General features: G+C 58.6%; 24 protein-coding genes and 1 other annotated feature. Of the genes, 16 read left to right on the top strand and 8 right to left on the bottom strand.

The window, feature by feature from the left end; genetic code table 11:
- The 8 genes from ACFO3S_RS20695 (at position 1) to ACFO3S_RS20660 (ending at position 6,371) form a co-directional block, all read left to right on the top strand.
- Positions 1-555: a YmfQ family protein gene (locus tag ACFO3S_RS20695; RefSeq protein ID WP_378100080.1), complete on the top strand. Its 555-nt coding sequence runs from the start codon at positions 1-3 to the stop codon at positions 553-555.
- Positions 555-3,194 carry a hypothetical protein gene (locus ACFO3S_RS20690; RefSeq protein WP_378099965.1) on the top strand — a complete coding sequence of 880 codons (2,640 nt, stop codon included), beginning with the start codon at positions 555-557 and terminating at the stop codon, positions 3,192-3,194. Before ACFO3S_RS20695 ends, ACFO3S_RS20690 begins: the two co-directional genes overlap by 1 nt.
- Before the next feature lie 5 nt (positions 3,195-3,199).
- On the top strand, positions 3,200-3,748 hold the full coding sequence (locus ACFO3S_RS20685) for a hypothetical protein (protein WP_378099963.1): 549 nt from the start codon (positions 3,200-3,202) through the stop codon (positions 3,746-3,748).
- Positions 3,749-3,819: 71 nt separating this feature from the next.
- A complete protein-coding gene (locus tag ACFO3S_RS20680) occupies positions 3,820-3,936 on the top strand; it encodes a CD1375 family protein (protein WP_378099961.1) in 117 nt (38 codons plus the stop codon).
- A gap of 94 nt (positions 3,937-4,030) precedes the next feature.
- Positions 4,031-4,291, top strand: a complete 261-nt coding sequence (locus ACFO3S_RS20675; protein WP_378099959.1) for a hemolysin XhlA family protein — start codon at positions 4,031-4,033, stop codon at positions 4,289-4,291.
- 9 nt (positions 4,292-4,300) lie between these two features.
- Entirely contained in the window at positions 4,301-4,606 is a 306-nt protein-coding gene (locus ACFO3S_RS20670; protein ID WP_378099957.1) for a hypothetical protein, read from the top strand.
- Positions 4,545-5,327 carry a glucosaminidase domain-containing protein gene (locus ACFO3S_RS20665; RefSeq protein WP_378099955.1) on the top strand — a complete coding sequence of 261 codons (783 nt, stop codon included), beginning with the start codon at positions 4,545-4,547 and terminating at the stop codon, positions 5,325-5,327. The genes ACFO3S_RS20670 and ACFO3S_RS20665 overlap by 62 nt, the downstream gene beginning before the upstream one ends.
- Before the next feature lie 210 nt (positions 5,328-5,537).
- Positions 5,538-6,371: a hypothetical protein gene (locus tag ACFO3S_RS20660; RefSeq protein WP_378099953.1), complete on the top strand. Its 834-nt coding sequence runs from the start codon at positions 5,538-5,540 to the stop codon at positions 6,369-6,371.
- A gap of 12 nt (positions 6,372-6,383) precedes the next feature.
- Here the strand turns inward: ACFO3S_RS20660 and ACFO3S_RS20655 are convergent, their stop codons facing one another.
- Complete coding sequence (locus ACFO3S_RS20655; protein ID WP_378099951.1) at positions 6,384-7,028, bottom strand: NUDIX hydrolase; 645 nt, start codon at positions 7,026-7,028, stop codon at positions 6,384-6,386.
- A 6-nt stretch (positions 7,029-7,034) separates the two neighbouring features.
- Positions 7,035-7,523: a large conductance mechanosensitive channel protein MscL gene (gene mscL / locus ACFO3S_RS20650; RefSeq protein WP_378099949.1), complete on the bottom strand. Its 489-nt coding sequence runs from the start codon at positions 7,521-7,523 to the stop codon at positions 7,035-7,037.
- 104 nt (positions 7,524-7,627) lie between these two features.
- On the opposite strand from mscL, the gene ACFO3S_RS20645 reads away from it, so the two are divergent.
- The 3 genes from ACFO3S_RS20645 to ACFO3S_RS20635 all read left to right on the top strand — a co-directional run bounded on the left by ACFO3S_RS20645 (position 7,628) and on the right by ACFO3S_RS20635 (position 11,730).
- Positions 7,628-9,391, top strand: a complete 1,764-nt coding sequence (locus ACFO3S_RS20645) for an ATP-binding protein (RefSeq protein WP_378099947.1) — start codon at positions 7,628-7,630, stop codon at positions 9,389-9,391.
- Between the two features lie 132 nt (positions 9,392-9,523).
- The gene (locus tag ACFO3S_RS20640; RefSeq protein WP_378099945.1) at positions 9,524-10,636 is read left to right on the top strand and encodes a DNA alkylation repair protein; all 1,113 of its coding nucleotides are present in this window, start codon (positions 9,524-9,526) and stop codon (positions 10,634-10,636) included.
- Positions 10,633-11,730: an aromatic acid exporter family protein gene (locus ACFO3S_RS20635; protein WP_378099943.1), complete on the top strand. Its 1,098-nt coding sequence runs from the start codon at positions 10,633-10,635 to the stop codon at positions 11,728-11,730. Before ACFO3S_RS20640 ends, ACFO3S_RS20635 begins: the two co-directional genes overlap by 4 nt.
- A 72-nt stretch (positions 11,731-11,802) precedes the next feature.
- On the opposite strand, the gene ACFO3S_RS20630 is transcribed toward ACFO3S_RS20635, so the two are convergent.
- The 6 genes from ACFO3S_RS20630 to ilvA form a co-directional block, all read right to left on the bottom strand.
- Positions 11,803-12,081, bottom strand: a complete 279-nt coding sequence (locus ACFO3S_RS20630; protein WP_378099941.1) for a transposase — start codon at positions 12,079-12,081, stop codon at positions 11,803-11,805.
- Between the two features lie 13 nt (positions 12,082-12,094).
- A complete protein-coding gene (locus ACFO3S_RS20625) occupies positions 12,095-12,238 on the bottom strand; it encodes a hypothetical protein (RefSeq protein WP_378099939.1) in 144 nt (47 codons plus the stop codon).
- A 108-nt stretch (positions 12,239-12,346) separates the two neighbouring features.
- Complete coding sequence (locus ACFO3S_RS20620) at positions 12,347-12,922, bottom strand: TVP38/TMEM64 family protein (RefSeq protein ID WP_378099938.1); 576 nt, start codon at positions 12,920-12,922, stop codon at positions 12,347-12,349.
- Between the two features lie 37 nt (positions 12,923-12,959).
- Positions 12,960-14,165: an MFS transporter gene (locus ACFO3S_RS20615; protein WP_378099936.1), complete on the bottom strand. Its 1,206-nt coding sequence runs from the start codon at positions 14,163-14,165 to the stop codon at positions 12,960-12,962.
- Positions 14,146-15,360 (bottom strand): MGDG synthase family glycosyltransferase, encoded by a 1,215-nt coding sequence (locus tag ACFO3S_RS20610; protein ID WP_378099934.1) that lies wholly within the window; start codon positions 15,358-15,360, stop codon positions 14,146-14,148. Before ACFO3S_RS20610 ends, ACFO3S_RS20615 begins: the two co-directional genes overlap by 20 nt.
- 261 nt (positions 15,361-15,621) lie before the next feature.
- Positions 15,622-16,890, bottom strand: coding sequence for a threonine ammonia-lyase IlvA (ilvA, locus tag ACFO3S_RS20605; protein ID WP_378099932.1), 1,269 nt, complete (start codon positions 16,888-16,890; stop codon positions 15,622-15,624).
- A gap of 71 nt (positions 16,891-16,961) precedes the next feature.
- Positions 16,962-17,224, bottom strand: a binding site (T-box leader).
- A gap of 51 nt (positions 17,225-17,275) precedes the next feature.
- Between ilvA and ACFO3S_RS20600 the strand changes: the two genes are divergently transcribed.
- The 5 genes from ACFO3S_RS20600 (at position 17,276) to ACFO3S_RS20580 (ending at position 24,354) form a co-directional block, all read left to right on the top strand.
- Positions 17,276-17,842, top strand: coding sequence for a hypothetical protein (locus tag ACFO3S_RS20600; protein WP_378099930.1), 567 nt, complete (start codon positions 17,276-17,278; stop codon positions 17,840-17,842).
- A gap of 113 nt (positions 17,843-17,955) precedes the next feature.
- Positions 17,956-19,146, top strand: coding sequence for a stalk domain-containing protein (locus ACFO3S_RS20595; protein ID WP_378099928.1), 1,191 nt, complete (start codon positions 17,956-17,958; stop codon positions 19,144-19,146).
- A gap of 172 nt (positions 19,147-19,318) precedes the next feature.
- Entirely contained in the window at positions 19,319-21,664 is a 2,346-nt protein-coding gene (locus ACFO3S_RS20590) for a 3-hydroxyacyl-CoA dehydrogenase/enoyl-CoA hydratase family protein (RefSeq protein WP_378099926.1), read from the top strand.
- Positions 21,665-21,721: 57 nt separating this feature from the next.
- Complete coding sequence (locus ACFO3S_RS20585; protein WP_378099925.1) at positions 21,722-23,431, top strand: long-chain-fatty-acid--CoA ligase; 1,710 nt, start codon at positions 21,722-21,724, stop codon at positions 23,429-23,431.
- 170 nt (positions 23,432-23,601) lie between these two features.
- The gene (locus tag ACFO3S_RS20580) at positions 23,602-24,354 is read left to right on the top strand and encodes an FHA domain-containing protein (protein WP_378099923.1); all 753 of its coding nucleotides are present in this window, start codon (positions 23,602-23,604) and stop codon (positions 24,352-24,354) included.
- Positions 24,355-24,385 lie beyond the last annotated feature (31 nt).

The raw sequence follows: 24,385 nt of genomic DNA, 5'->3' as shown, positions 1-24,385 counted from the left end.
ATGACAAGCGAGCGGGGGAAGGAGATGCTCTCCTATCTCCCGGACTATTACGCGACTTCGAGAGTCATGAGCGCCAATATGGAGGCTCAGGGCAAGGAATTGGACGCGCTGTGGGAAGCGCTGGACGGCACGCTTGAGCAATATTTCGTCTCGACGGCGACTTGGGGCTTGGAGCATTGGGAACGCGAACTGGGCATTACGGTCGATGCCGCGAAGCCTGTCGGGCAAAGACGAAGCGTCATTCTGTCCAAGCTGCGCGGCATCGGTACGGTGACGATCAGCCTCATCAAATCGGTCGCCGAAGCCTACGACGGCGGGACGGTCGATGTAACGCTTCAGCCGGAAGCCTACACGTTCACCTTGAAGTTCGTGGATACGCGGGGCATCCCCCCGAACCTGGACGACCTCAAAGCCGTTATCGAAGAAATCAAGCCTGCCCACCTCGCCGTCGAATACGCCTTCACCTACACGCAGTGGAGCGAGCTGAAACAGAAAACGTGGGGCGATCTTAAAACCTTCACCTGGGGTGAAGTGATGACAAGGAGCTGGAGCTAATGGCGGAGACGACTCCTAATCTTGGGCTTAAGAAGCCGCTTGAGAGTGAATTTGTCAGTATTCACACTCTCAATGAAAATATGGACGTTATCGATCAGTCGCTGGGTTCGGTGAACGACTTACCTACGCAAGCAAAGAATGCGGTCGGCGCTATCTCGGAAGTATACGACCATCTCTCGGAGAAGCCGCCTCAGCCGATAACATTGACCAGCGGCGTCCAGATCGTCCAGGGCGGCGACGTCCCGGCGATTTTGCACCCGACCATTAAGGGACGGACTCTCGTTAACCTTCTTGGGCGGGATGGGAATTGTGAGGATTTGAGTAAGTGGGCTAAAACAGGCGGAACAAGTGCCACCACAGCGCTGGATTCTAATAACAAAGTTTACGGGAACAATAGCATAAAATTCACTTGGAATGGGACGACCCAAGTATGGACAGCGCTATCTCAAAACATTACATCATTGATCAACCCATCGAATTACTACATTGCACTGGGCGACGTAAAAAACGGAAACGCTACATGGGTGAAGATCGGATTTCTTAAAAACGGAAACATCACCTACTACGATACGATGAACATCTCCGACTCATCGAGGTTTAACCTAAGCTATGCTAGAGTTGGGCCAAATGAATTGTCGGACATGACGTCCATGGATCTATTCCTCGTTATTAACGTTTCAGGTTCAGGACAATTTGCCAATTTTGATGGTATTCGACTGTATGAAGTGTCTCAAGCTGACTATGATGCAATTCCAACGATGTCTCGCAAACAAGTCGCAGCGAAATACCCTTATGTAGACGAAATGAAGCATGTCAATGCGGTTTATATCGAAAATAAGGGGAAGAATCTGCTTCCTCCGTTTTCGGAGTGGACGTTAAACGCGAATGCGGTTACGACAGACAACTACTCGTTTTTGCTAAACTCCACTGGAACGAGCCAGAGTAGTCCTCGCGATGTCGATGTCGTTCCGGGCGAAACCTACACTTTTAATTTGGAGACGAATGGTCAAGTAAGCATTTATGGCCTTGATGACGACGGCGCGCTAATACAACCGGCCTACAAATCCACGGACTCGCCGCTTCCTTTTACATTGGTAGTTCCGGAGGAAGTTAAAAGGGTTCGTATTTACCCCACTAGTGGAAGTTTGGGTGTCGGTACGTTCAGTTTCACCAATCCAATGCTGAACCTCGGCCCCGAATCCCTCCTGTTCGAGCCGCAGAAGCCATCCTATCTCTATCTGCCTGATTGTAACCTCCGATCAAATATAGACGGCAGTATAGCAGATCGGCTTTATACGGATGGACAAGGCAAACCGAGAGTGACGCGGCGGTTCCGGGAAGTGGTGTTGGATGGTTCTATGGACTGGGCGTTTGAAACAGATCATGCAGGTTATAAAAGGGTGAGAGCCTCGTCTATAAAGCGCCAGGTAGACTCCGACGCTACAAACGCCATTTCAATTAAATATGACGGCAAGATTTTGCAATTAAATTCATCGGCACCAACAATGGGGGATCAAGTATCGTTTCTGGGGAGCGGCAGTTATATCTCTATTGCCGACACCGACAGCGGTTGGGGAGAATCCTACACACCTACAGCAGATGAGATTAAGGCTTATTTCAATGGGTGGAGGATGTATTCTGTTCCAAACTACACCAAGTATACGAGCGGAACAAAATACTGGGCAAAAATTTACACGGGGACGGGTACACCGAATACATCCAGCGACGGAAGTATCCCGATTGTTTGGGGTTCGGGCACGACAGTTTTACCGACAGAAATTAATAATGATCCAACATTCACTCCCTACCGCCTCATGTACCAACTCGCCCAAAGCGTGGACGAGCCAGTCACCTATGAAGGCTCCTTGATGTTGCATGAGGGAGACAACCAGGTCGAGGTTGGAACGGGGGGTGTGGTGAGAGAAGCTGCGAATCCCATTTTCTACTCAACGACTAATGACTACCTGATAAATAATATATCGTTTATATCTTCTCTGCTCTCAAAACGCACAAACAGTATATTGGCCTTATACAAAAATGGCATTTGGGACAGGGCGGGTTTAACAAAGACTTTAGGGGCGTGGAATGGTAATGAGGGAGTTCGCATTCCAAGTGCCAATTATGACCCAACCGCCGCCTATTCCGTCACCTACCTTGCACTCGACAGCTACACGCTCGGCATTGCCCCACAGAAGATCAGCGCGGAGTATGCGCCTAACATCCGCGAGTCCGTCGAATCTCTTGTGCGCGAACTGGTCGAAGCCCGGACGGAAACGTCTGTCTTGCAGAATACGAAGGCGCAAAAGCAGCAACCGCAATGGATTGAAGGAACATTGATCAATGAGTTTGCCGGAGCGGTTAGGTATACGCAAAGTGACAATGGGTTTGTTACGTTGCAGTTTACCGTTACTATATCGAACACGACTCTGAACACATTGATCTGCAGGCTGCCAAAGGATTACCTACCGTATGCATCAGTGGTGGCCTCACCTACTGTCAATAACAACACTGGATCAACTGGCGCAGGAGTCGCAATTAGTCGAGTGCTTGGCGGCCTAGTCATTTCGGGGACACCACACTTTAACGTAGGACAGGTTGTGGTCGGTCAAATTACCTATCGGAAGCATATGGGGGAGTGAACCACTTGAAAGAAGCCGCAAAAGTAAACCTCGAAGGCTATTACATCGAACCCGTCATTGTCCCGCTTTCGCAAACGGGAGTGACGGAGATCCGCGAGAGGCTGCCCGCTGAAGAGGGCGGGGAGCCGGAGGAAGTCGTCACCGGATATATCATCGCAGAGAAAGTCCCGAATGGGCTGTTCGAGCCCCGCTGGGACTTTTCTTTATGGGAGAACTATCAGGCCTCGCTGGCCGCCTCTCGGGAAATCTATGATCAAGCGCTGGCGGAGTGGGCTGCCGCCCGCGAGGAAGAGCGAGGAGAACGTCCGGTCTACGTAGAGCCTGTCCGGCCTGAGTGTTGGATCGAGGGACTCTCGCAGGAGCAGATCGAGGAGATTCGGAATGCGCCGACACCGATATCGGCCGAACAGAGGGTGGCTCAGCTTGAAGCGGAGAACGTCGAGATCATGCTGGGACTGACCGAGATCTATGAAACGCTGGTGGAAGCGAACGCCGGGGCGATGCCCAGATTGCAGAGATGGATGAACGTCTTTTCTTCCGGCAAGCGTGAATAGGCACTTCACTCAGGGAAGCCGCCAATTATCTATAAGACCAACCATCCCAACCATCGCAAGGAGATGAGAACATGGCACAGATTTACGCCAATCTGATTCGCAAAGGAATCAAGACGATCGAAGACGTTCCGGAGTCGAAACGCGCAGAGGTGGAAGAGATTCTGAATGGAGAAGCCGGAGCCGGCTGAGCGAAAAGGGAAGCCGAACGGAAGGACGAGATTCAATAGTCGCCGGCAAGCCGGCACTGCTTTCCAATAAATGAACCCAAGGAGGTGTCGCCGCATGTCCAGCGAAGAAGCGCGCGTGCTCTCGGAAATTCGGGAGCGCGTCGTTAGGTTGGAGACGAAGATCGATGCGATGACCGATGTGCGGGAGACGGCGGAGGCGGCGAGAGAATCGGCGCTTGAGGCGCTGCAGTCGGTGCGGTCGGCGCATCTGCGCATCAACGAGATTGCCGACAACCAGCGTTGGCTGTGGCGGACGCTCGTCGGGGCGATCGTCGCGGCCGTGATTGCCGCCGTGACCAACCTGCAAGGAGGCTGAATATCTTATATGGACAAACTGATCTCGATGACCGACGAGGTGGCCTTGCTGGCCCCTATCGTTGCCGCATATGTGGGCATCGCGAAGGAGTTTCGTATCCCGAGCCGCTATTACCACCTCGTCAGTCTGCTCATCGCGACCGTCTTCGTACTCGTGCCAGAAGGCATCCAACAGGCGCTCACGACGATCTCGGTTATCGGTTTGACGGCGTCGGGCGTTTATCATTTTACGAAAAAAAGGGAGGAGCAGCCGGATGGTCAAGCTCAGCAGAGCAGAGTTTATCGCCAGGCTGGCGCCGATAGCGATCAAGGTTAGGCGAGAGGGATCCCCCCTCTTTCCTTCGGTGAGACTTGCCCAGAACTTGCTGGAGACCGGAGGAGTTATCCATCCATGGAACAATCTCGGCGGCATTAAGGTCGGAAGCGGGACGCCCAACGCCTACTGGAAAGGCCAGTACGTGCGAAAGGGAACGTGGGAGGTCGAGAATGGAGCAAGAGTCGATACGACAGCTCTGTTCCGCGCCTACGACAGCGTCTATGATTTCTATAAAGACCAGGATCTTCTGCTCCAGCTTCCCCGTTACGAACGCGTAAGGAAGGCGGCTACGCCCGCGGCGCAGGCGGAGGCTTTGCGCCTGAGCGGGTACGCGACCGATCCGCAATACGGCTCGAAGATCATCGCGCTCATTCAGAGCAACCGCCTCACGCAGTACGACGAGGAGGCCGAGAAGCCGGAGCCCGGGAACACTCCCGAGCCGCAGCCGATTCCGGTGTCCGTCCGGCTTAACGGGGCGCAGCTCGCGGAGGGGCGTCTGATCGCCGGGCAGACGTGGGTGCCCGCAAGAGCGGTCGGCGAGGCGCTTCAGCTCAGAATCGGCTTCTCGAATAAAACCGTCACCGCGAACGGCAAGCCGCTCCCGACTCAGCTGCACGGAAGCGTCGGGTACGTGCCGGTGCGGGAGCTGATCGCCATTCACGGCACGGCTAAGCTCGCCTGGAACCAGGCCGATCTAACCGTGAACATTATGACCCCTTAAATCGCCTCCCGGTTCTGCAACCGGGAGGCGTTTCCTCGTCATGCCGGTTTCCCCCGTCCGCTTCCGCCTACGCGGAGCGGTCCGCAGGGGAACCTGCCCTACCCGCCCGGCTGGGCGCCAGTACCCTCCAACGTCCCATCTGCATATGCTGTAGGCAATCCTACTGCCCGCAGACCGCGCAGGCGGCATAACTTGGAGGGGGATGACCCGATGTCGCGGATTCCGAATTTTCCGCAGAGCCTGCTCGAGGAACACATGAACTGGCATCATGCCCGGCACAATGTTAACATTAACAATCCGCCGCCCGGTTACGGATTGGACTTCCTGCAGTTTCACCGCGATTTCATCGGCCGTGCGCAGGCCTGGTACCGCCAGAGCGGACTTGACCCCCGCCTGATCGAGGCTTGGGTTTCCGTACCTGAGCCGATCCGCCGAACTCCCTGCTACAACCAGGCCGCCGAGGCCAGAATTCTGTTCCGCCCGGAATCGTTCGCCAGCGCCGATGAGCTCGGACGGTTTATCGAATCTTCGAACCTTCACGGCTGCATCCATCAGGAGGCGGCCAGATTGTTCGGGGAGCCGGAGCTGAACGACTTCGATTTTGCCCCCAGGCACACGGAATTTTACAATATCCACAATATGATCGACCGCTGGTATCGGAACTGGGAGGGGCTTGGCCGCTTCCGGCCGGACGGCGGCTATTGGCATGGCTCGTTCGAGGGCGACGGAGATGAGATTCTTCTGTATAACTCTTTGTTCGGGGATTGGTGGCTGGGGAAGCTGAGCAAAGAAGGCGCAGGCGGAGCCCCGCCCCGCGAGATGAGGGTGGAGTGGAGAGCGATCGGAGACAGCCGCCGGTTCGGACCGATGAACGACGGCCGACGATTCCGCATCTGGGACGCGGACGGTGACGGCAAGCTGGAAGTGCTGTTCCGGCACCCGCTTCAGGAGGAATGGATGGAGGGCAAGGTGAGGAACGGGCGGATCGGCTGGCAGCCCGTCCGGCTGAAGCTGTTCGGCAAGCCGGACGAAGCGGGCGTGTAAGCCCGTCCATTCTCAACGCCGAACGAGCTCCTGCAGGAACTTAAATACGGAGATGTAGTATTCCGTATCCCTTTCTACGAACGAGCTGCAGGCGATCTCGGCCTCCACGGCCTGCAGCTTGCCTTGAAGATGGGCTACGCCGCGTGCGCGGACAAGCTCCCGGCGTCCCTCCATCAGCTCGATGAGCTCGTCGGCGTCCGCTTCGTACAGACCGGCCACCTCTTCCTCCTGCAAGCGAAAGTCAGCCAGCTCCAGCTCGGTGATCAGGCCGTAGACCCGGCTGACTTCATTGTCGATATAGGACAGTCCGCCGATTATCCCGGATCCTTGCTCGCGAACGATGCCGAATTCGCGAAGCTGCTCGAAGCGGACCGTCACGCCGAGCTCCTCCTGCAGCTCCCGCACGATCGCTTCGTGCGTCTCCCCGGCCTCCAGATGCCCGGCGGCCGTAATGTCGAAGCAGCTGGCGCCCGTGTCCTTGTTCGCCGATCTCTGCTGGAACAGCACTCTCGTCGCCGTGCGGCCTTCACTCTCCTCGCGTCTTACGAGCCAGCAATGAACCGTTCGGTGCCACAGCCCGAGGCGGTGAACCTCCTGCCGCTCGGCGGTGCCGATCCAGACGCCATGTTCATCATAAATGTCGAACAGCTCCGCCAACTCGGGTCACCCGTTGACCGGGGAAGCTTGTCCGACCGGCTTCACCTCGGAGGTGCAGTGAGAGCAGCGGGAAGCTGCCTTCGGAATGTCGGACAGGCAGTACGGGCATTCTCTCGTGGTCGGCTCCTCCGGAGCGGCGGCCTCCTCCGCCTTCTTGCGGTTAAGCTTATTGATCACCTTCACCAGAAGGAAAACGCACAAGGCGACCAACAGGAAATCGATCAGAATATTGACGAATTGTCCGTAGGCGATGACGGGAACTCCGGCCGCCTGCGCTTCCTCCAGAGACGTGGCCGTCGTATCCGCAAGCGGAACGAACAGATCCTTGAAGTTCACGTTGCCCATCAGCTTGCCGATCGGGGGCATGACGATGTCGTTGACGAGAGAAGTGACGATTTTGCCGAACGCGGCTCCGATAATGACCCCGATGGCCAGGTCGACGACGTTGCCGCGCATGGCGAACGCTTTGAACTCATTAAGGAATGACTTAATCATACCGAAACCTCCATTTTTTGACTTTATACAAAAGGAATTTGCTGGTATTCGTCGAATGCTATAAGACAACAGCAAGTGATGTCAGATTATGCGAGGGGTGGAAGATGAACGATACGATAGCCTCTTGGCCTCCTTTTTTTCTGCTTCTGGCACTGCTAATTAGCATACTTGCATCTTATACGATGTTCAACTTCATTAGCAATCTCAAACGTTCGAACGGAACGTTCCGGCAGTTCTGGCTGGCCGGAGGGGCTTTCGTATTCGGACTGGGCTTATGGGCGAAGCATTTCGTGGCTCTGCTGGGCATCGACGAGCCGATCATTTTCACATGGGTGATGCCGGTAGCGCTGATGTTTATTATTTTCTTTACCTTGATGGCATTCGTGATGCTCACCTTTCAGGGAGTCTTCAAATACCGCCTGGTGTTCGGAAGCGGGATTCTGGCCTTCGGGATCGCCGTGATGAACTACTTCAGCGTGTTCGGTCCGAGGATCGAACGGCTTGAGGTTCAGCCCGGGATCTTGTTCCTGTCGCTGGTCATGCTGTTCGCGGGCACGCTCCTGGCGTTCCTGCTGGCGGAATCGACGTTCAAATTCAGGAAGTTCATGGCCAGCGTCGTGCTGGGCGGGCTGGTCGTCGCCGTGCAGCTGATCGGTACGAAAGCGCTGAGCGTCGAATATTCGGACGGCATCTACACCACGTCCGACAAGCTTCTGCAGGATATTAACCTTCTAGCGCTTATTCTCGGCTTGGGCGCCCTGCTCATTCTCGTATCCACTCTGATCACCTGGTATATCGACAAGCGGCTGAACCAGATGGACGAGCGCTACCGCCTGCTCGTGGAGAACTCCCTCGACACGATCGCAATTCTGAAGGGAAGCCGCTGGGGCTTCGTCAATGCAGCCGGCTTACGGATGTTCGAAGCGGAGAGCGAGAACGATCTGCTCGGCAAGTCGATCTACTCCTTTCTTCCGGCTAAAGACCATAACGCCATCAAGGAGAGGCTCCACAACCTCGTATTCGTGGGCAGCAGCAAGCCGATCGAGCAGGAGTGGTTCACGTTAAAAGGAAAGGTGCTGCATACCGAGATCGTGGAGACGATGACGACGCTGGACAACGAGCCGGCGATTCAGATCATCATTCGAGATATCTCGGAACGGAAGAAGAACGAGGAGCTTCTGATCAACTCGGAGAAGCTTTACGTGGCGGGACAGCTGGCGGCGGGCATCGCTCATGAGATCCGCAATCCGCTCACCTCCCTGAAGGGCTTCCTGCAGCTGATTGTCTCCGGGCGCAGAAACAACAACAGCTACTACGACATTATGAACGCCGAGCTCGACCGCATCGAGGATATCGTCAGCGAGCTGCTGATGCTCTCGAAGCCGCAGGTGTACGAGCTGAACTACCAGGACCTGCGGGTGATGATGCGCGATACGGTGACGCTGCTGGAAACGCAGGCGATTCTTCACAACATTGCGATCGAGGCGGAATACGGCACCGAGCCGCTCTGGATCTACGGGGTGGAAAATCAGGTGAAGCAGGTGTTCATCAACGTCATCAAAAACGCCATCGAGGCGATGAGCGACGGAGGATCGATCGGAATCAAGCTGTCCCGCGAGCACGACGGCGTATTCGTCCGCATTCGCGACGAAGGCCCGGGCATCGCGGAGGATCAATTGGCGAAGATGGGACAGCCGTTCTATACGACCAAGGAGAAGGGGACGGGGCTCGGGCTGATGGTCAGCTACAAGATCGTAGACAATCATCAAGGGAGGATCGACGTCAAGAGCGAGCTCGGCAAGGGAACGCTGTTCGAGATCATGCTGCCTTTCCGTTACCCGGAAGCCGAGATCAAGAAAACGAGCTGATCGAGCTTCCGGAAGCGGAGTTCATCCGCCGGACGGCTTGCAGCCGCCGACAATTGGGTCCGCCAGAACGAGACCATTTTTTTCTTCCCCGGACATGCTATAATGGGAATTATTTAGCCGGAGGAGTCCATGATGGCGGAGCCGCTCAAGTCGATCTATAACGCCTCTTTCTTGAAGGCGTTCGGAGATAAAGTCAAGCAAGCCTACGCTAAGTTCGAGAGCGAGACGTTCGTTCGTCTTGCCCTGGACAAGGGCTGGGAGGAATTGGAGCTCAAGCGGAGGATGCGCAGAATTACCGAGAGCCTGCACAAGACGCTGCCGGCCGATTATGGGCAGGCGCTGGATGTGCTGGAGGCGATCGCGGGGGAGTGCAAAGGCTTCCCCTATTTGTTCTTCCCCGACTTCGTCGAGAGGTACGGGCTGAACGATTGGGAACGGTCGATGCGGGCACTGGCGATATTTACGGCCGGATCCAGCTCGGAATTCGCCGTGCGCCCGTTCATCAAGCTGGACCAGGAGCGCATGATGGCGCAGATGCTGGAATGGAGCGGGCATTCCGACGAGCACGTGCGCAGGCTGGCGAGCGAGGGCTGCCGTCCCCGGCTGCCTTGGGGAGAGGCGCTTGTCGCGCTGAAGCGGGATCCCGCGCCGATCCTTCCGATTCTGGAGCGTCTGAAGGCGGATCCGTCGGAATACGTCAGACGCAGCGTGGCCAACAATCTGAACGACATCTCCAAAGACCATCCCCAGCTTGTGCTGGATATCGCGAAGGCCTGGCGGGGAGCGGGTGAAGGAACGGACTGGATCGTCCGCCACGCCTGCAGAGGTCTGCTGAAAGCCGCCCATCCCGAAGCGCTGGCCTTGTTCGGCATCGCGCCCCGGGACGACATCGAGGTGCTGGAGTGGGAAGTCCATCCGGCTTCTCTCTCGATCGGGGAGGCGGTCGAGTTCCGATATGGGCTGCGGGTTCCTGCCGGGGAGGAAGTCAAGCTGAGGCTCGAGCTGGCCGTATCGTTCCCGCGGTCGAATGGCAAGCTGTACCGCAAGCTGTTTAAGCTTAGCGAGAGAAGCGTTCCGGGAGAGTCGCTCGTGCAGGGGGGAAGAGGCTTTTCTTTCGCGGATTTGTCGACCCGCCGCCATTATCCGGGCGTGCATCGGATGGCGCTCGTCGTGAACGGAAGGGAAGTCGCCGAAGCCGAGGTCGAGCTTGCGGCGAGTCCGGAGCAAGGAGGGGCCCCGGCGTGACGATCGGCGCTCGCGTACTGAAGACCGGACTAGCGGTTGCCATTGCGCTGTGGCTCGGCGAGTTGATCGGACTCGATTCTCCGCTCATCTCGGCCATCGCTTCCATTTTTACGATTCAGCCCTCGATCTACCGCTCCTGGATGCAGATGCTGGACCAGGTGCAGAGCAATGTGCTCGGGGCTGTGATCGCGATCGGCTCCGTCTGGCTGATCGGCAATACGCCGATCCTCGTCGGCCTCGTGTGCATCGGCGTCATTCTGCTCTGCATTCGCCTGAAGGCCGAGGATTCGATCGCCTTGACGCTGGTCACCGTTGTCGTCATTATGGAGGCCCACGGCCAGGGCTGGATGGTCGCATGGGATCGGCTCGCCGCAATTCTGACCGGGATGGCGGCCGCCTTCGCCGTGAACGTCGCCGTCGCCCCGCCGCGCCACCGGATGCGGTTCGTGAAGCAGGTCGGGGACGCTCAGGCGCTGATGTCCCGGCTCCTGCGCACGCTTATCTCCAACGAGCTGAAGGAAAGCGTGTATCGCAAGGAACAGAACGAGCTGAGACTGAAAATCCGCAAGCTGGAGGAGTATTACGACATGTTCGCGGAGGAGCGGGTGTGGCGTAAGCCATCGCGTCTGAGACGCGTTCGGCTGCTCGTCGTATACAAGGGAATGCTCGCCGCCCTGGAACGCGGCTACTTGCTTATCGAGACGGCGGAGGAGCAATATTGGTCTGTTCCTACTCCGCAATCGTGGAACCGACTCGTCGACCGCGAGATCGAGGCGCTGTGCGATTATCACGAGCATCTGCTATGGAAGTGGGAGGGAAAGGTGAAGCCGGGAGCTTCCCTGGGGGCGCCGACTCCCGGAGCCTCGAAGCTGTTGAGCCAGATCGTCGAGGAGCAGACGGAGGAGAGCGAGGCCGCACGCTCCCGGATGATGGTCATCACCGGGGCGATCTACAGCTACGAAGAGCGGCTGAAGCGGATGGACAAGCTGATGGATCAATGGTTCCAGCGCCAGGCGGGGACCGATGACGAAGCCGAGGATGACCCGCTGAAGAAGCTGCTGAACGATCGATTCTCTCCGCGAAGTCCGACGTAGGTCAACGAATTCTCAGGCAAACAGTCGCACCCCCCGGAAATCTTCCGGGGGGTGCTGTTGCGGGCTGCGCGGCTACTGCTTGCCCGAGGCCATCTGGCGCCGGGGGTGATCGATCTTCCCGAGCTTGTCGGTGTCATTCTCCTTGGGCACGAGACGAGGATCCGTCCGTCCTTCGTGGTGGTTGTCGAAGGCGAACTCGGTCAGCGTCCATTCCGTCTCTCCGAGAATCAGATCGGAAGGGAACGTGTCCCCGCGCTTGAGCTCCAGGGCTTGTCCGGACTCGTTCTCGTACACGCCGTCGACCTCGACCTTCTCTCCGGACATCGGGTTCATTCTTTTCGATTCGCTCATTGCTCGCGCCTCCTCACAATCCGTGCTTCGGAACGGCGGCTCTGTCGGCTTCGGACTGCAGCCGCTTGGCCGCCTCCTTGCCGGTTCCGGTCCGATCCGCTGCCGATTGGGCTTTGCTCGCCGCCTTCTGCTTGCCGGAAGGCTCTGTGCCGGACATGACCATTCCCTCCTTTGGCGTTCGAAACGCTCGTATAGGATTCCACGGAAGGCAGACGGTTATGCTCGGGCCAGGGAGCGGACCGTCGCGTACAGCTTCGGAAACCGCTCAGCGGTAACGGTTTTCCAGCTTGCGCCCGCCGAGCCACATCAGAACGATGACGGCCAGCGCGAAGACGAGCCGCCAAGGCTGATCCGCCATCGCCTGCAGATCGTGACCGAGGAAGCTGAGGATAAAAATCATGACGGCCTTGCCCAGTCCCATCGCAATGAAGAACGTATGAAACGGAATTCGCGACATGCCGGAAGCGATATTCACAATAACAGAAGGCGAGAAGGGAAAACAGGCGAGCAGGAAAATCGGGGTAAAGCCTTTGCGCTCGATGTAGCCGAAGAACTTCTCCGACCTCGGAAATCTCGCGCGAATCCGGTCTCCGTACCGGTTGCCGAAGCGCCGGGCCAGCGAGAACACGAAAAGCGCTCCGAAGGTGACTCCAATCCAGGAATACAGAAACCCCAGCCACATGCCGTAAGCGGCCGCATTGGCGACGATAAATACGATTAGCGGCAGTATGGGGACAAACGCTTCGAGAAAAGGGAGTAAAATGCCGGGAAGCGGTCCAAATTGCGAATATCGGTGCAGCAGCAGCTCGATTTCCTCGAGATTGAAATCTCCATTCAACATTCCATTAGCTCCATTCGACTCGTCCGGCGGACTTCGTTTATTTCGCCCCCTTCGCTACTGAAGACGAGACTTCGCCCCGGAATATTCGGAAAGGGAAAAAGACGTAAAAAGCGCTGATCACGACAAACAACAAGCCGGCAATGCCGATAACGGAAGCTTCGGCATAGCGGGTTGCGATCAGACCGCCGATCACCGGACCGATCATGCCTCCGATCCCCTCTACCGTGGAGAACACGCCCCAACCGAGACCTTGCTGGTCCTGCGGAACGTAGGCGGCGAGCAGAGCGTTCCAGGCCGGAAGCACGGCAGCGTAGGAGACGCCGAGCACGAACGCCCAGAACAGAGCTAGTCCGAGCGACGGGTGCAGGGTAAGGGCGAACAGCACCAGACCGAACGCCAGAAAGCCGACGATCAGAAACCATTTTTTGCCGTAAGTATCGGACAGCTTGCCCATCGGGATCAGTCCGATGACCGTACACCCTCCGCCGATCATCAGCAGAAGGGAATAATGGGTTGCGGTCATGTCGAGCGCGTTCACCGCGAAGCTGGGCAGAATAGGCAGCAGCATGCCGGCCCCCAGCGTCTGAAGAACCATGCCGGGCAGCAGCAGCTTCATCTCCTGCAGTCTCTTGCCGAGAATCGACAGCTGACGGCGAAAGGGGACGACGTCGATATGGACGCTTCGTCCCCCTTTGATCGCCAAGGACAAAAGCCAGGCGGCCAGCGAAACGCCGACCATCACCCAGTAACTCAGCTGCAGATCGTAATCCAGCAGCAGATTGATAACGACCGGACCGCTCCCCAAGCCGACCAGCCAGACCGTATACAGAAAACCCATCTGGGTGGCGCGCTGGTCTTCTTTGATCTTCGTCAAGCAGACGATCCAGATCGGAGAGATGCCGATTCCGTACAGCGCCGAAGCCGCGATGAAGGCCCAGGGGACGTCGGCGAACTGCATGGCCGCGACTCCGATCAGCGAGAGCAGCGTGCCGATGCTGACGACCGTGCGGACCGACATGCGATCCAGCAAATAACCGATGGCCAGCTTCAGGCCCGTATCCGTGAAATAATGGGCGGTGATCGCCGCCCCGATCACGTCGAGATTAAGACCGAGCGCCTTGTCCCCGTAGATCGGCAGAAAGCTGATCAGCGCCGCTCCTCTGACGAATTCGATCAGATACAGAATGGACAGGAAAAGGAGCATATCCGTGCGGAGCAGGAAGTTAAGGGATGACTTGCTCACAAACAGCTCTCCTTTGCGGTTCCTGCGGAGTCGGAACGCCGGACAACTCGTCCCGGCGCCGGGATCTTCGGGTGTCGACGCCGGATACTACTTCCATTATATTCAATTGCCGGGCAATATCCAAGGCGATCGTATCCGCAGCGTCCGGCTTGCGGAGAGCCTGGAGAGCTTGAACCGTTCGCTCTCTGAGCTTCGGATTTTCGAGCAGGTCCGCTATGGCGTTCGTCATTTGACCGATGGTCTGGCATACAACGGCGGCTCCTTTGCTTTCCAGATAACGGGCGTTATTGTATTCCTGCCCCGGCACGGGGCGGTAGAGAAAGATCGGCAGCCCGGCGGCGATTGCTTCCGACAGCGTCAGACCGCCCGGCTTCGTGACGATGCAGGAGGCGGCGGCCATCCAATCCTGAATCCGATCCACATAGCCAAGAATCGTGACGTGGGGATCGCCCTTCAGATTCGTCTCCAGCGCCTGCTGAAGCGCCCGGTTGCGTCCGCATACGACCACGACGCGTGCGCGGCAGCGCGAAGCCAGGCACCGGCACAGCCTCGTCGCATGTACGAGTGTCATGCCAGCGCTCGCCATGATCAGGACGGTCGGCTTCCCGGCGGACGAGGCGCTCGATTCGGACAAGGCCTGAAATCCGGAACGGATCGGGATGCCCGTCGCCGCCACCCGATCCGGGACGACGCCGAGCTCGCACAGCTGCCGGCGCATATCGTCCGTCGCGACGTAATACTTGTCGATCTCGGGATGAACCCAGCGTAGATGCAGATCGAAGTCGGTAATGACGTTGAACATCGGAATTTTGCGGCGCATCTTCTGCATAACTTGCGGACAAGCCAGCGTAGGGAACGTATGGACGATGGCGTCGGGCCGTTCTTTTTCCACCATTCTCAGCAAAGCCGGCACGCCGAACGAATGCAGCCAGGAGGCCAGCAAGGAGTCCGGCTTCATCGTTTTCGTGCGTTGATACACCCAGCCGTAAGCTTGAGGCAGCACGGTGTAGCTTTTGCGGTAGACGAACCGGCTGACTCCGTTCAGCACCGGATGAGATTCCTTCAGCAGATCGACGAGCTTCACCTCCACTTGGCCGAGCTGGGCGAAGCTCTGCTGCAGCGCGGAGGCGGCTTGCCAGTGCCCGTCTCCGAAACGGGCGTACAAGATGAACACTTTAAGCGGATTATGCATCATGCTCGCACCTCGTAGGATCGGATTGGTCGAAAGTTGTTCTCCCTTCACTGTAACTCCCCAATGTAAATCGGGGATAAAGGCGCACTTATTATTTTGGGCGAATGGGAGAGGTCCTATGCAGGCTGAGGAAAAAAGCGCCTGAAAGAGAGGGGGTTGGAATTCTTCGAGCATCGACGCGGCGCAAGCGCGATGAAGGGGCGAATATTAAAAAACGGCGCCGCGGGGGCGCCGGTTCCGTACTCCGTCGGGGCGGACGGAAATTCATATCAGCAAATTAAACAGCAGAGGATCCTTGTTCAGCTCGATAAACTGAAAGCCTTTGTTCCGCATCCGGCTCAGAAGGCCGTCGTAATCCTCCGGACTCTTGAGCTCGATGCCGACGAGCGCCGGTCCGTTCTCCTTGTTATGCTTCTTCGTGTATTCGAACTGCACGATGTCGTCGGCAGGGCCGAGCACGTCGTCCAGAAATTCGCGCAGCGCGCCCGCCCGCTGAGGGAAGTTGATCATAAAATAGTGCTTCAGCTTCTCGTAGATCAGCGAGCGCTCCTTAATCTCCTGCATCCGGTCGATGTCGTTATTGCCGCCGCTGATGACGCAGACGACGTTCTTGCCGCGCAGCGCCTTCGGGTCCATGGCCGAGAGGGCCGATACCGTAAGCGCACCGGCCGGCTCCGCGACGATCGCATGCTCGTTGTACAGCTCCAGAATCGTCGTGCATACCCGCCCTTCCGGCACGGTGACGATCTCGTCCAGCCGTTCTCGGCAGATCGCGTACGTCAGCTCGCCGACCCGTTTGACCGCCGCTCCGTCCACGAACTTGTCGATGTCGGTCAACGTTACGACCTGCCGCTCCTCGAAGGCTTTGCGCATGGATGGCGCGCCCTCCGGCTCGACGCCGACGATCCGGGTCGCGGGATGGATCGCCTTCAGATAGGTCGCGACGCCTGCAGCCAAGCCTCCTCCGCCGATCGTGACGAAGAGCAGATCGATCGACGGGGCGCCGCCCTCGATAATTTCCTTGCCGATCGTGGCGTTGCCGGCGATGATCCGGGCATCGTCGAACGGGTGGACGAACGGCAGCCCCTCTTGCTCGCTTAAGCGGACAGCTTCCGCGTATGCGTCGTCGAACGTGTCTCCGATCAGGCGAACGTCGACCTGGTCTCCTCCGAACAGCTTGACCTGATTAATTTTTTGCCGGGGCGTCGTCGCCGGCATAAAGACGATGCCGGGGATGCCGAGCCTGCGGCAGGAGTATGCCACGCCTTGCGCATGATTGCCGGCGCTGGCGCAGACGACGCCTCGCTCCCGCTCTTCCGGGGCAAGAGAGGCGATCAAATAATAAGCGCCGCGGATTTTGAAAGAGCGGACGACTTGCTGATCCTCCCGCTTCAAGTACACGTTGCAGCCGAACTTGTCGGACAGCGCCGGATTGAATTGCAGCGGCGTAGGGAGAATGACGTCTTGCAGGATGCGGTGGGCGTTCAGAATATCGGCCAACGGCACGGATAAGGGATCGGAATGGGCGTTCATCGGAATCATCCTTTCTGCTGGAATCGACGGGACAGGCGAATAAGGCTATAAAAAAACCGCCCCTCTGATTAAAAAGGGACGGATCATTCTCCGCGGTACCACCCTCGTTCCTGATTTGCAGCCATTAGGTGCAACGTCAGGCGCTTGCTCGTCGTATAGTGTATATACGAGAATTTCCGTAACGGGGAAAAGCCGTCGGCGCTTACGGAACTCGACTTCGGCGCCGCTTCTCGGGGAGGATATCGCTCCGGACTTCGACCGTCGGCTCTCAGCGTCGCACCGACTCTCTGGAGATCGAAGGGCCCGGACAACTTGTTCCCGTCGTTGAATTTATTTATTGTTATACGCTTCTCTTTCCCCGAAGTCAACCACAAAGGAGATAGTGATGAAAAAATTGCTGATCGGTCTGTTCGTGCTCGTCCTTCTGGCTGCCTTGGCCGGCGCGGGGGCGCTCTATTATGTGAAGCCGGATCAGGCTCTGGATCTGGCTTACGAGGAGGTGCCGCTGGAGCGGCGCGCGATCGACATGGCCAGAAGAATGTCTCTGGAGCTGGTTCTGACCGCCGAAGATCTGAGCAATTTGGCCAAGAAGTCGATTGCCGACAATCCCGAGGTGGAGAAGGACGTCGTCGTCACGGGCGCGGAATTCGCGCTCGAGGGAGACCGCCTGATCGCCGATTTGAACATTCTCTGGAAGGATTGGGTTTCCGCGAGCGTTCAAGTGACGTATCGGCTGCGCTGGGAAGACCCGAATTTGATCGCATCCGTTCTGGAGGCGAAGATGAAGGACGTCCCCCTTCCGGAAGCGATGCTGTCCAGCCAGGTCATCCCGATCGCTCAGGAGCTGCCTAAACCGCTGAAGATCGAAAGCATAAAGTGGGAGCAGGGCGGAGTCCAGGTGACGTTCCGCAAGCCGAGTCTGAGCGATCTTCAGCAGCTGATCGGCCAATAGCCGGCCGCGGCCCGTTATTTTTTCGGGAAGTGCGCCAGTCGGGTCCGACTTGCTGGTATAATGAACTAGATTCATAGAGAGTTGGACTACATAATAGAAAGATGGTGCGACAGTTGAAACGTTGGGCAATCGCTTTAATATCGTCGGCCGTTATGGCTTTCGCTGCGGCAGGCGCCGCTTCCGCCGCAACGGCCAAACAAGCTTCGGCCGTCCAGGTTCAGATCGACGGCAAGGCCGTCGACCTCGGCTCCGATCTGCTGATTGAGAAAGGCAAAAGCTACATCGAATACGCCGCGCTCTTCCAGGCGCTCGGTTACGGCACGGATCTGGATTCTTCCACTCAGATTCTGTATGCCGAGTCGGAGGACTACGAGATTCAGGCTTCGGCGGACGCGGACATTGCCATCGTCAACGGACGGGCGATTCCGAGCACGGGAGAAATCATCGAACGGGAAGGCCGGACGATGATCGGCGTTCGGTTCGCGGGCCAGCTGACGAATCACAAGGTGTTATGGAACGGCCAAGAGAAGACGATCTCGCTTGTCTTCCAAGGTCCGACCGCAGCGGATAAGCTCTCCGTGAACGAGATGTTCAGCAAGATGCTTCTGGTTGAAGCGGCCGGCGACCCGGAGGGGATCGTTCAGCTGATGGCTTCCGACAGTCTGATGAACGCGGACGAGGTGCGGGCCAACTTCGAGAATACGAGGACGAAGACGACGATTAACGAGTTGAAAATCGTGTCGTTCAGTCCTCGGGAAGCGGTCGTTCTGGCTCTGGAGGACTCGAAGAAGGTCAGCGGAAAGTTCTATCCGGACAATCTGGCCCAGGTTCGTTATACGCTTCATAAAGAGTCGGACGGCTGGAAAATCTACAACGTCGAAGTGCTGGGTCTCGAGTACACGAACATTCCAGGCCTGTTCGATCAGCAGGCGACGATGCCGGAAGCCGACAAGTCCGCGATCGGCCAGGCGTTCGAGGATCAAGTGAAGGCGACGAACGAGAAGGATGCCGAAGCTTATGTCGCGACATTGGCCGACTTCCCAGAGAAGGAGCAGCTGAAGGAACAGCTGTCTTCCGTCTTCGGGGCTATGACCTTTCGTGTGACGAGCGAGAAGTGGACGGTCGTCGATTACGACGGCGAGAAGGAAACCGCGTCCCTGCTCGTTCAGATGATCACGGAGACGGAGGCCGAAGGACAATCGCAGAAGAGCCGTTCGGTCGTGCTGAACGACGCCGTCAAGGTGGACGGCAAGTGGCTCCTGCAAGCGGAAGCGATCGTGCTTTCCAACGAACCGCTGCAATAATCGGCTTCACCGCCGCTCCCGGTTACGGGGGCGGCTTTTTATATCGATGACCGGCATGCCGCGAGCCAGCGCGGACACGTCTTTTTTCGTTCGCAGGGGCATATACGGAGCGGCCTCCGGAATAAATTTACCAATATCAACGGTTTAAAGGCGAGAGGAGGGGGAGGACGCTGTGTGGAGTGTGCGAAAGGCGGCGGTCATCGGAGCGGGAGAGAGGGGAGTTGCCATCGCTGCGCATGTGGCGAATGCGGGCATTCCCTGTCTTCTGCTGGATCGGGAGGAGGCGGTTGACCAAGGACTGGCTCGCTTGAAGCGGACGAAGCCGTCTCCGCTGTACGATCCCGCTTTTATCGCGAGAATTAGCGCGGGGAATCTTGAGCGGGATTTCGGGGAGCTGTTGGCATGCGACTGGGTGATCGAATCGGTGCCGGATCGATTGGACGCCAAGCATAGCGTCTGGTCCCGGCTCGATAAGGCGTGGAGACCGGGCATGATCGCCAGCAGCAATACGTCGGGACTGTCGATTAACGAGATTGTCTCCGTATGCGGGGAGGAGCTTCGCAAGCATGCGATGACGACGCATTTTTTCAACCCGCCCCGGCATAGAAGGCTGGTGGAGCTCGTTCCGGGCCGCGAGACCGAACGGCAGGCTGTAGAGGCGGTGGCGCTGTTCTGCAGGGACCGTCTGGGCCAAGGAATCGTCGAGGCCAAGGACACGCCGAATCTGATCGCGGACCGCATCGGGTTTTACGCGATATTGGCTGCGCTGCGCGCGATGGAGAGACACGGATTAACCCTCGAACAGGCAGAGGCGGCGTCCGCAGCGATGCATGGCGACTCGGGGGGATCGGCGTTCCGGCAGTTGGACCGGATCGGTCTCGATACGTTTCTTCAGGCATGCGGCTTGATGAGGGACAGCGTGTCCGATCCGGTGGAAGCGGCAGCTTTCGCGGCTCCCCCTCTGGTCGAGAAGCTGGCGGAGCGAGGGTGGCTGGGGGAGAAAAGCGGCGGCGGCTTCTTCCGCAGGGACGAATCGGTGCGGGGAGAGGAAGCCGTTCGGGTGCTGGACCCGGCGCTGATGGAGTACGTGCCGCAGAGAGGAACGGCCTCTCCCGCGCTCGAAGCGGCGCAGCGAGCAGCCGGCGGCACGGCGGGCAAATTCCGGGCGCTGCTGGAGGCGGCGGATCGGGATCGGCTGGGCGCTTTCGTTCGGGATGTGATGGACGACATGTTATGCTATGCCGCCGATAAGCTCGGGGAGATTGCCGATACCGCCATCGAGATCGACCGGGCGATGCGGTGGGGCCATCACTGGGAGGAAGGCCCGTTCGAGCTGTGGGATGCGCTGGGCGTACCGGAAACCGCAGCCCGCCTGGAAGCGCGGGGCAGAGCGGTGCCCGCTCCGGTGGCGGTCATGCTGGAGAAAGAGTCGTCCTCGTTCTATCTGAGGAAGGCGGGAAGCTTGTTTTACTACTCGCAGGGCTACTACAAGTACGTCGAGGAAAAGCCGGAGGAGCTGTCGCTTCACGTGCAGCGCGACCGCGGGCGCAGAATCTTCTCGGAGGACGGGGCCGATCTGGTCGACCTTGGAGACGATGTCGCCTGTCTCGAACTGACGGCACCGGACCGGACGATCGGACCGGGGGCGCTGGCCGCCATTCTCCGCGCTGCGGAGGAGGTGGAGCGCAACTGGCGCGGGCTCGTGCTGGCGGGCGAGGGGCGCGACTTCTGCGCCGGATCGGACTTGAGGTGGCTGCTCGGGGAGGCTGAGAACGGCCGCTGGGAGGCGATCGACCGGAGCGTACGCGAGCTCCAGGCAGGCTTGGCGGCGCTGCGGCGCATGCCGCGTCCGGTCGTCGCGGCTCCGCGAGGGAAGGCGGTGAATAGCGGGGCCGAGGCCTGTCTGGCGGCGGATCGGATTCTGTTCGCTGCGGAGACGTATTTCGGACTCGCGGAAGCGGAGGTCGGGTTGATCCCTGCCGGAGGCGGCTGCTTGGCTGCGGCCGTTCTGGCGAAGGAGCGGGCCGAGGAAGCCGGACTGAACAGCGTGTCGAGGCCGCTGGGGAGATTGTTCGAGTCGATCGCACTGTCCCGGGTGTCGGAGAGCGGCTACGGCGCGAAGCGGCTCGGCTATTGGAGAGGAAGCGACTCGGTCGTCCTGCGGGAGACGACCCGCATCTTCGAGGCGAAAAACGCGGTGCTGGAGCTCGACCGCCGCGGCTACGCCGTTCCCGTTCGCGAACGCCAACTGACGGTCGGAGGACGGGAAGCGGCTGAGGCGCTGAAGTCGGCCGTCTCCGACATGAGCCGGGAAGGCCGTCTCGCCGGCCACGACGTTCGCGTCGCACAGAGGCTGGCGGACGTGCTGACCGGCGGCGATGTGCCTGCGGGAACGGAGATCGGCGAGGGGAGACTGCTCGACCTGGAGAGGGAAGCGTTCCTCGGTCTGTGCGGAGAGCCTCTTACGCAAGCCCGGATGCGTCATATGCTGGCTGCCGGCAAGCGGCTTCGCAACTGAGGAAGCGCGGCCAGGAACCGCAATGCGAAATCTCAGGAAAAACGAGGAGGGAGCGGCATGGAGGAACAAACCGGCGCCCGTTCGGACGACAGGCTCTGGCTTCAGAAATATCCGCTTCAGGTTAAACCGTCTTACGAGTATCCGAAGCACAATATCGCTCGGCTTCTTATCGACGCTGCGGAGGCCTATCCGAACAACGAGGCGCTCGATTTTCTCGGACGACGCTATTCTTATCAGGAGCTGCTGCGGGAGTGCCGCAAAATGGCGAACGCGTTGAAGGCGCTTCCGATCTCCAAAGGGGAGCGAATCGCCATTATGCTCCCGAACTGCCCGCAGGCCGTGATCGCCTATTATGGCGCTCTGATGGCGGGAGCGGTCGTCGTGCAGACGAATCCGACTTATACCGAGCGGGAGCTTCGCCATCAGTTGGCCGACAGCGGAGCCGTCGCGCTCGTCGCGCTCGATCTGCTCATGCCCCGGGTCGCCAAAGCCCGGGTCAATACCGGCGTGCGCCACGTGATCGTCACCTCGTTGGCGGACGGACTGCCTTTTCCCAAAAACCTGCTGTACCCGATAAAACGCCGCCGGGAGTATCCGAGCCTGAAAGTCGATTACGACGCGGAAGGCGTACGGCGATGGTCCGCGTTCGTCGGGCAGGGCGAAGCCGCCGAGCTGTGCGAAGACGTGGACGCGGACGAGGAGCTGGCGATGCTGCAATACACCGGGGGAACGACGGGCAAGCCCAAGGGGGTCATGCTGACGCACGCCAATCTGCTGGCGAACGCCCGGCAGGTCAGCGCCTGGTGCTATCGGCTGGAGGCTGGCAAGGAGCGTTATCTGGCCGCGCTTCCGATGTTTCACGTCTTCGGACTGACCGTGCTGCTTAATCAGGCGATCTCCCATGCAGGGACGCTGCTGCTCGTTCCCCGCTTCGAGCCCAAGCTGGTGCTCGAGACGATTCGACGCCGCCAGCCGACGGTGTTTCCCGGCGCCCCGACAATGTATATTGCGCTCCTGAATCATCCATCGACGAAGGACGGAGAGTTCGCTTCCATCCGGGTGTGCGTCAGCGGCGCGGCTCCGCTGCCGCGCGAGGTGCAGGAACGGTTTGAAGCGCACTCGGCCGGAAGGCTGATTGAAGGCTACGGCCTTACGGAGGCCTCTCCAGTGACGCATTGCAATCCGGTCTGGGGCTATCGCAAGCACGGCACGATCGGTCTTCCTCTCCCGGACACCGAAGCCCGAATAGTCGGAGAAGAGAGTCTGGAGCCGCTTCGTCCCGGAGAGATCGGGGAGCTGATCGTACGGGGACCGCAGGTCATGAAAGGCTATTGGAACCGTCCGGAGGAGACGGCGGCGGTGCTGCAGGACGGCTGGTTTCGCACGGGAGATGTCGGAACGATGGACGAGGAAGGCTTCTTTACGATTCTCGATCGGAAAAAAGACGTCATTCTGGCGGGAGGGTACAACGTCTATCCGAGAGAGGTCGAGGAAGCGCTCTTCGAGCACCCTGCCGTAAAGGAGGCTTCTGTGCTCGGCGTTCCCGACGCTTACCGGGGAGAGACGGTCAAGGCTTACGTCGTCGTAAAGGACGGCTGGCAGGTGTCGGAGCAGCAGTTGGACCGGTGGTGCCGGGAACGTCTCGCCGCCTACAAGGTTCCGAGAAGCTACGAATTCAGGGACAGTCTCCCGATGTCGCTGATCGGCAAGGTGCTGCGGCGGAAGCTGAAGGAGGAAGAAGAGGAAAACAATTTAAAGTTAACCTAAAAAATGGGTTTCATTGATTGAAGGGGAGGTGGATATTCGATATAATATGGGCATATGCGTCCTGTATCATTCCTTTTCCGATCAAATAGGAAAGCGTTTACAATATGCAAGGGCGTCCGGAGGTGAGCGTGTTGACGGAACGAAGCGGATGGCAAAGAGAGAGGGGGAGTATGAAGTTGATTTGCGGGGTGCGGCGGTCCCGCCTGCCGCTGTCCGCCGCGATTGCGGGAATCGGAGCGTTCCTGACGCCGCATCGGGCATGGGCTTCCGAGACCGGGGCCGCTCAGGCGGCCGTCCAGATGCAGCCGGGAACGCTTCCGCTGCTGGCCGCGCTTGGAATCGGCATTGCCGTCGCGGTATTCGCGGTCATCGCCTTCCTGCAATTAACGGTCAGAGGCAAAGAAACGAAAGAATCGGCTTCCCGCGCGCCGGACGATTCCGAATCGTTCGACGATTCCCATCTGCAGAGCTGGAGCGAAGAGGAAGCTACCGCGATCGAGAATGACGACGAGTCCTCTCTGACCGACTACACGATACCGATGACCCAGCTGCTGCCGCTTCCGGGGACGACGGCGGAAGCGTCGGAGGAAGGGGAACCGATGCTTTGCGGGATCGAAGGAGAGCATGCGGGCAGCAGCTACCGCATTCTGAACCGCAGGCTCACCATCGGACGGGACCCCGCCCGATGCTCGATTTTGTTTCCTTACGAGGCCGCGGACGTCAGCCGGGTCCATTGCACGCTCAGCTATGTAGAGGAGACGGGCGTCTTCTTGCTGGAAGACAACGGTTCTTCGAACGGCACGTTCCTCGCCGGCGGAGAGCGGTTGAAGCCCGGACGCAAGTATGAGCTGCGGTCCGGGGAACGATTCTCCCTGTCGGGCGACCGCCACTGGTTCGAGGTCCGGAACGGCGAGCGGGGGTAGCCGGGCAGGACCGATTCGCGCCCGGTTGTCG

Origin of the sequence: Cohnella hongkongensis (assembly GCF_042654645.1) — a bacterium.
GTDB lineage: Bacteria > Bacillota > Bacilli > Paenibacillales > Paenibacillaceae > Cohnella > Cohnella hongkongensis.
Note: the sequence above shows the minus strand (reverse complement) of the source record. Positions and strands in the feature narration are given on the sequence as shown.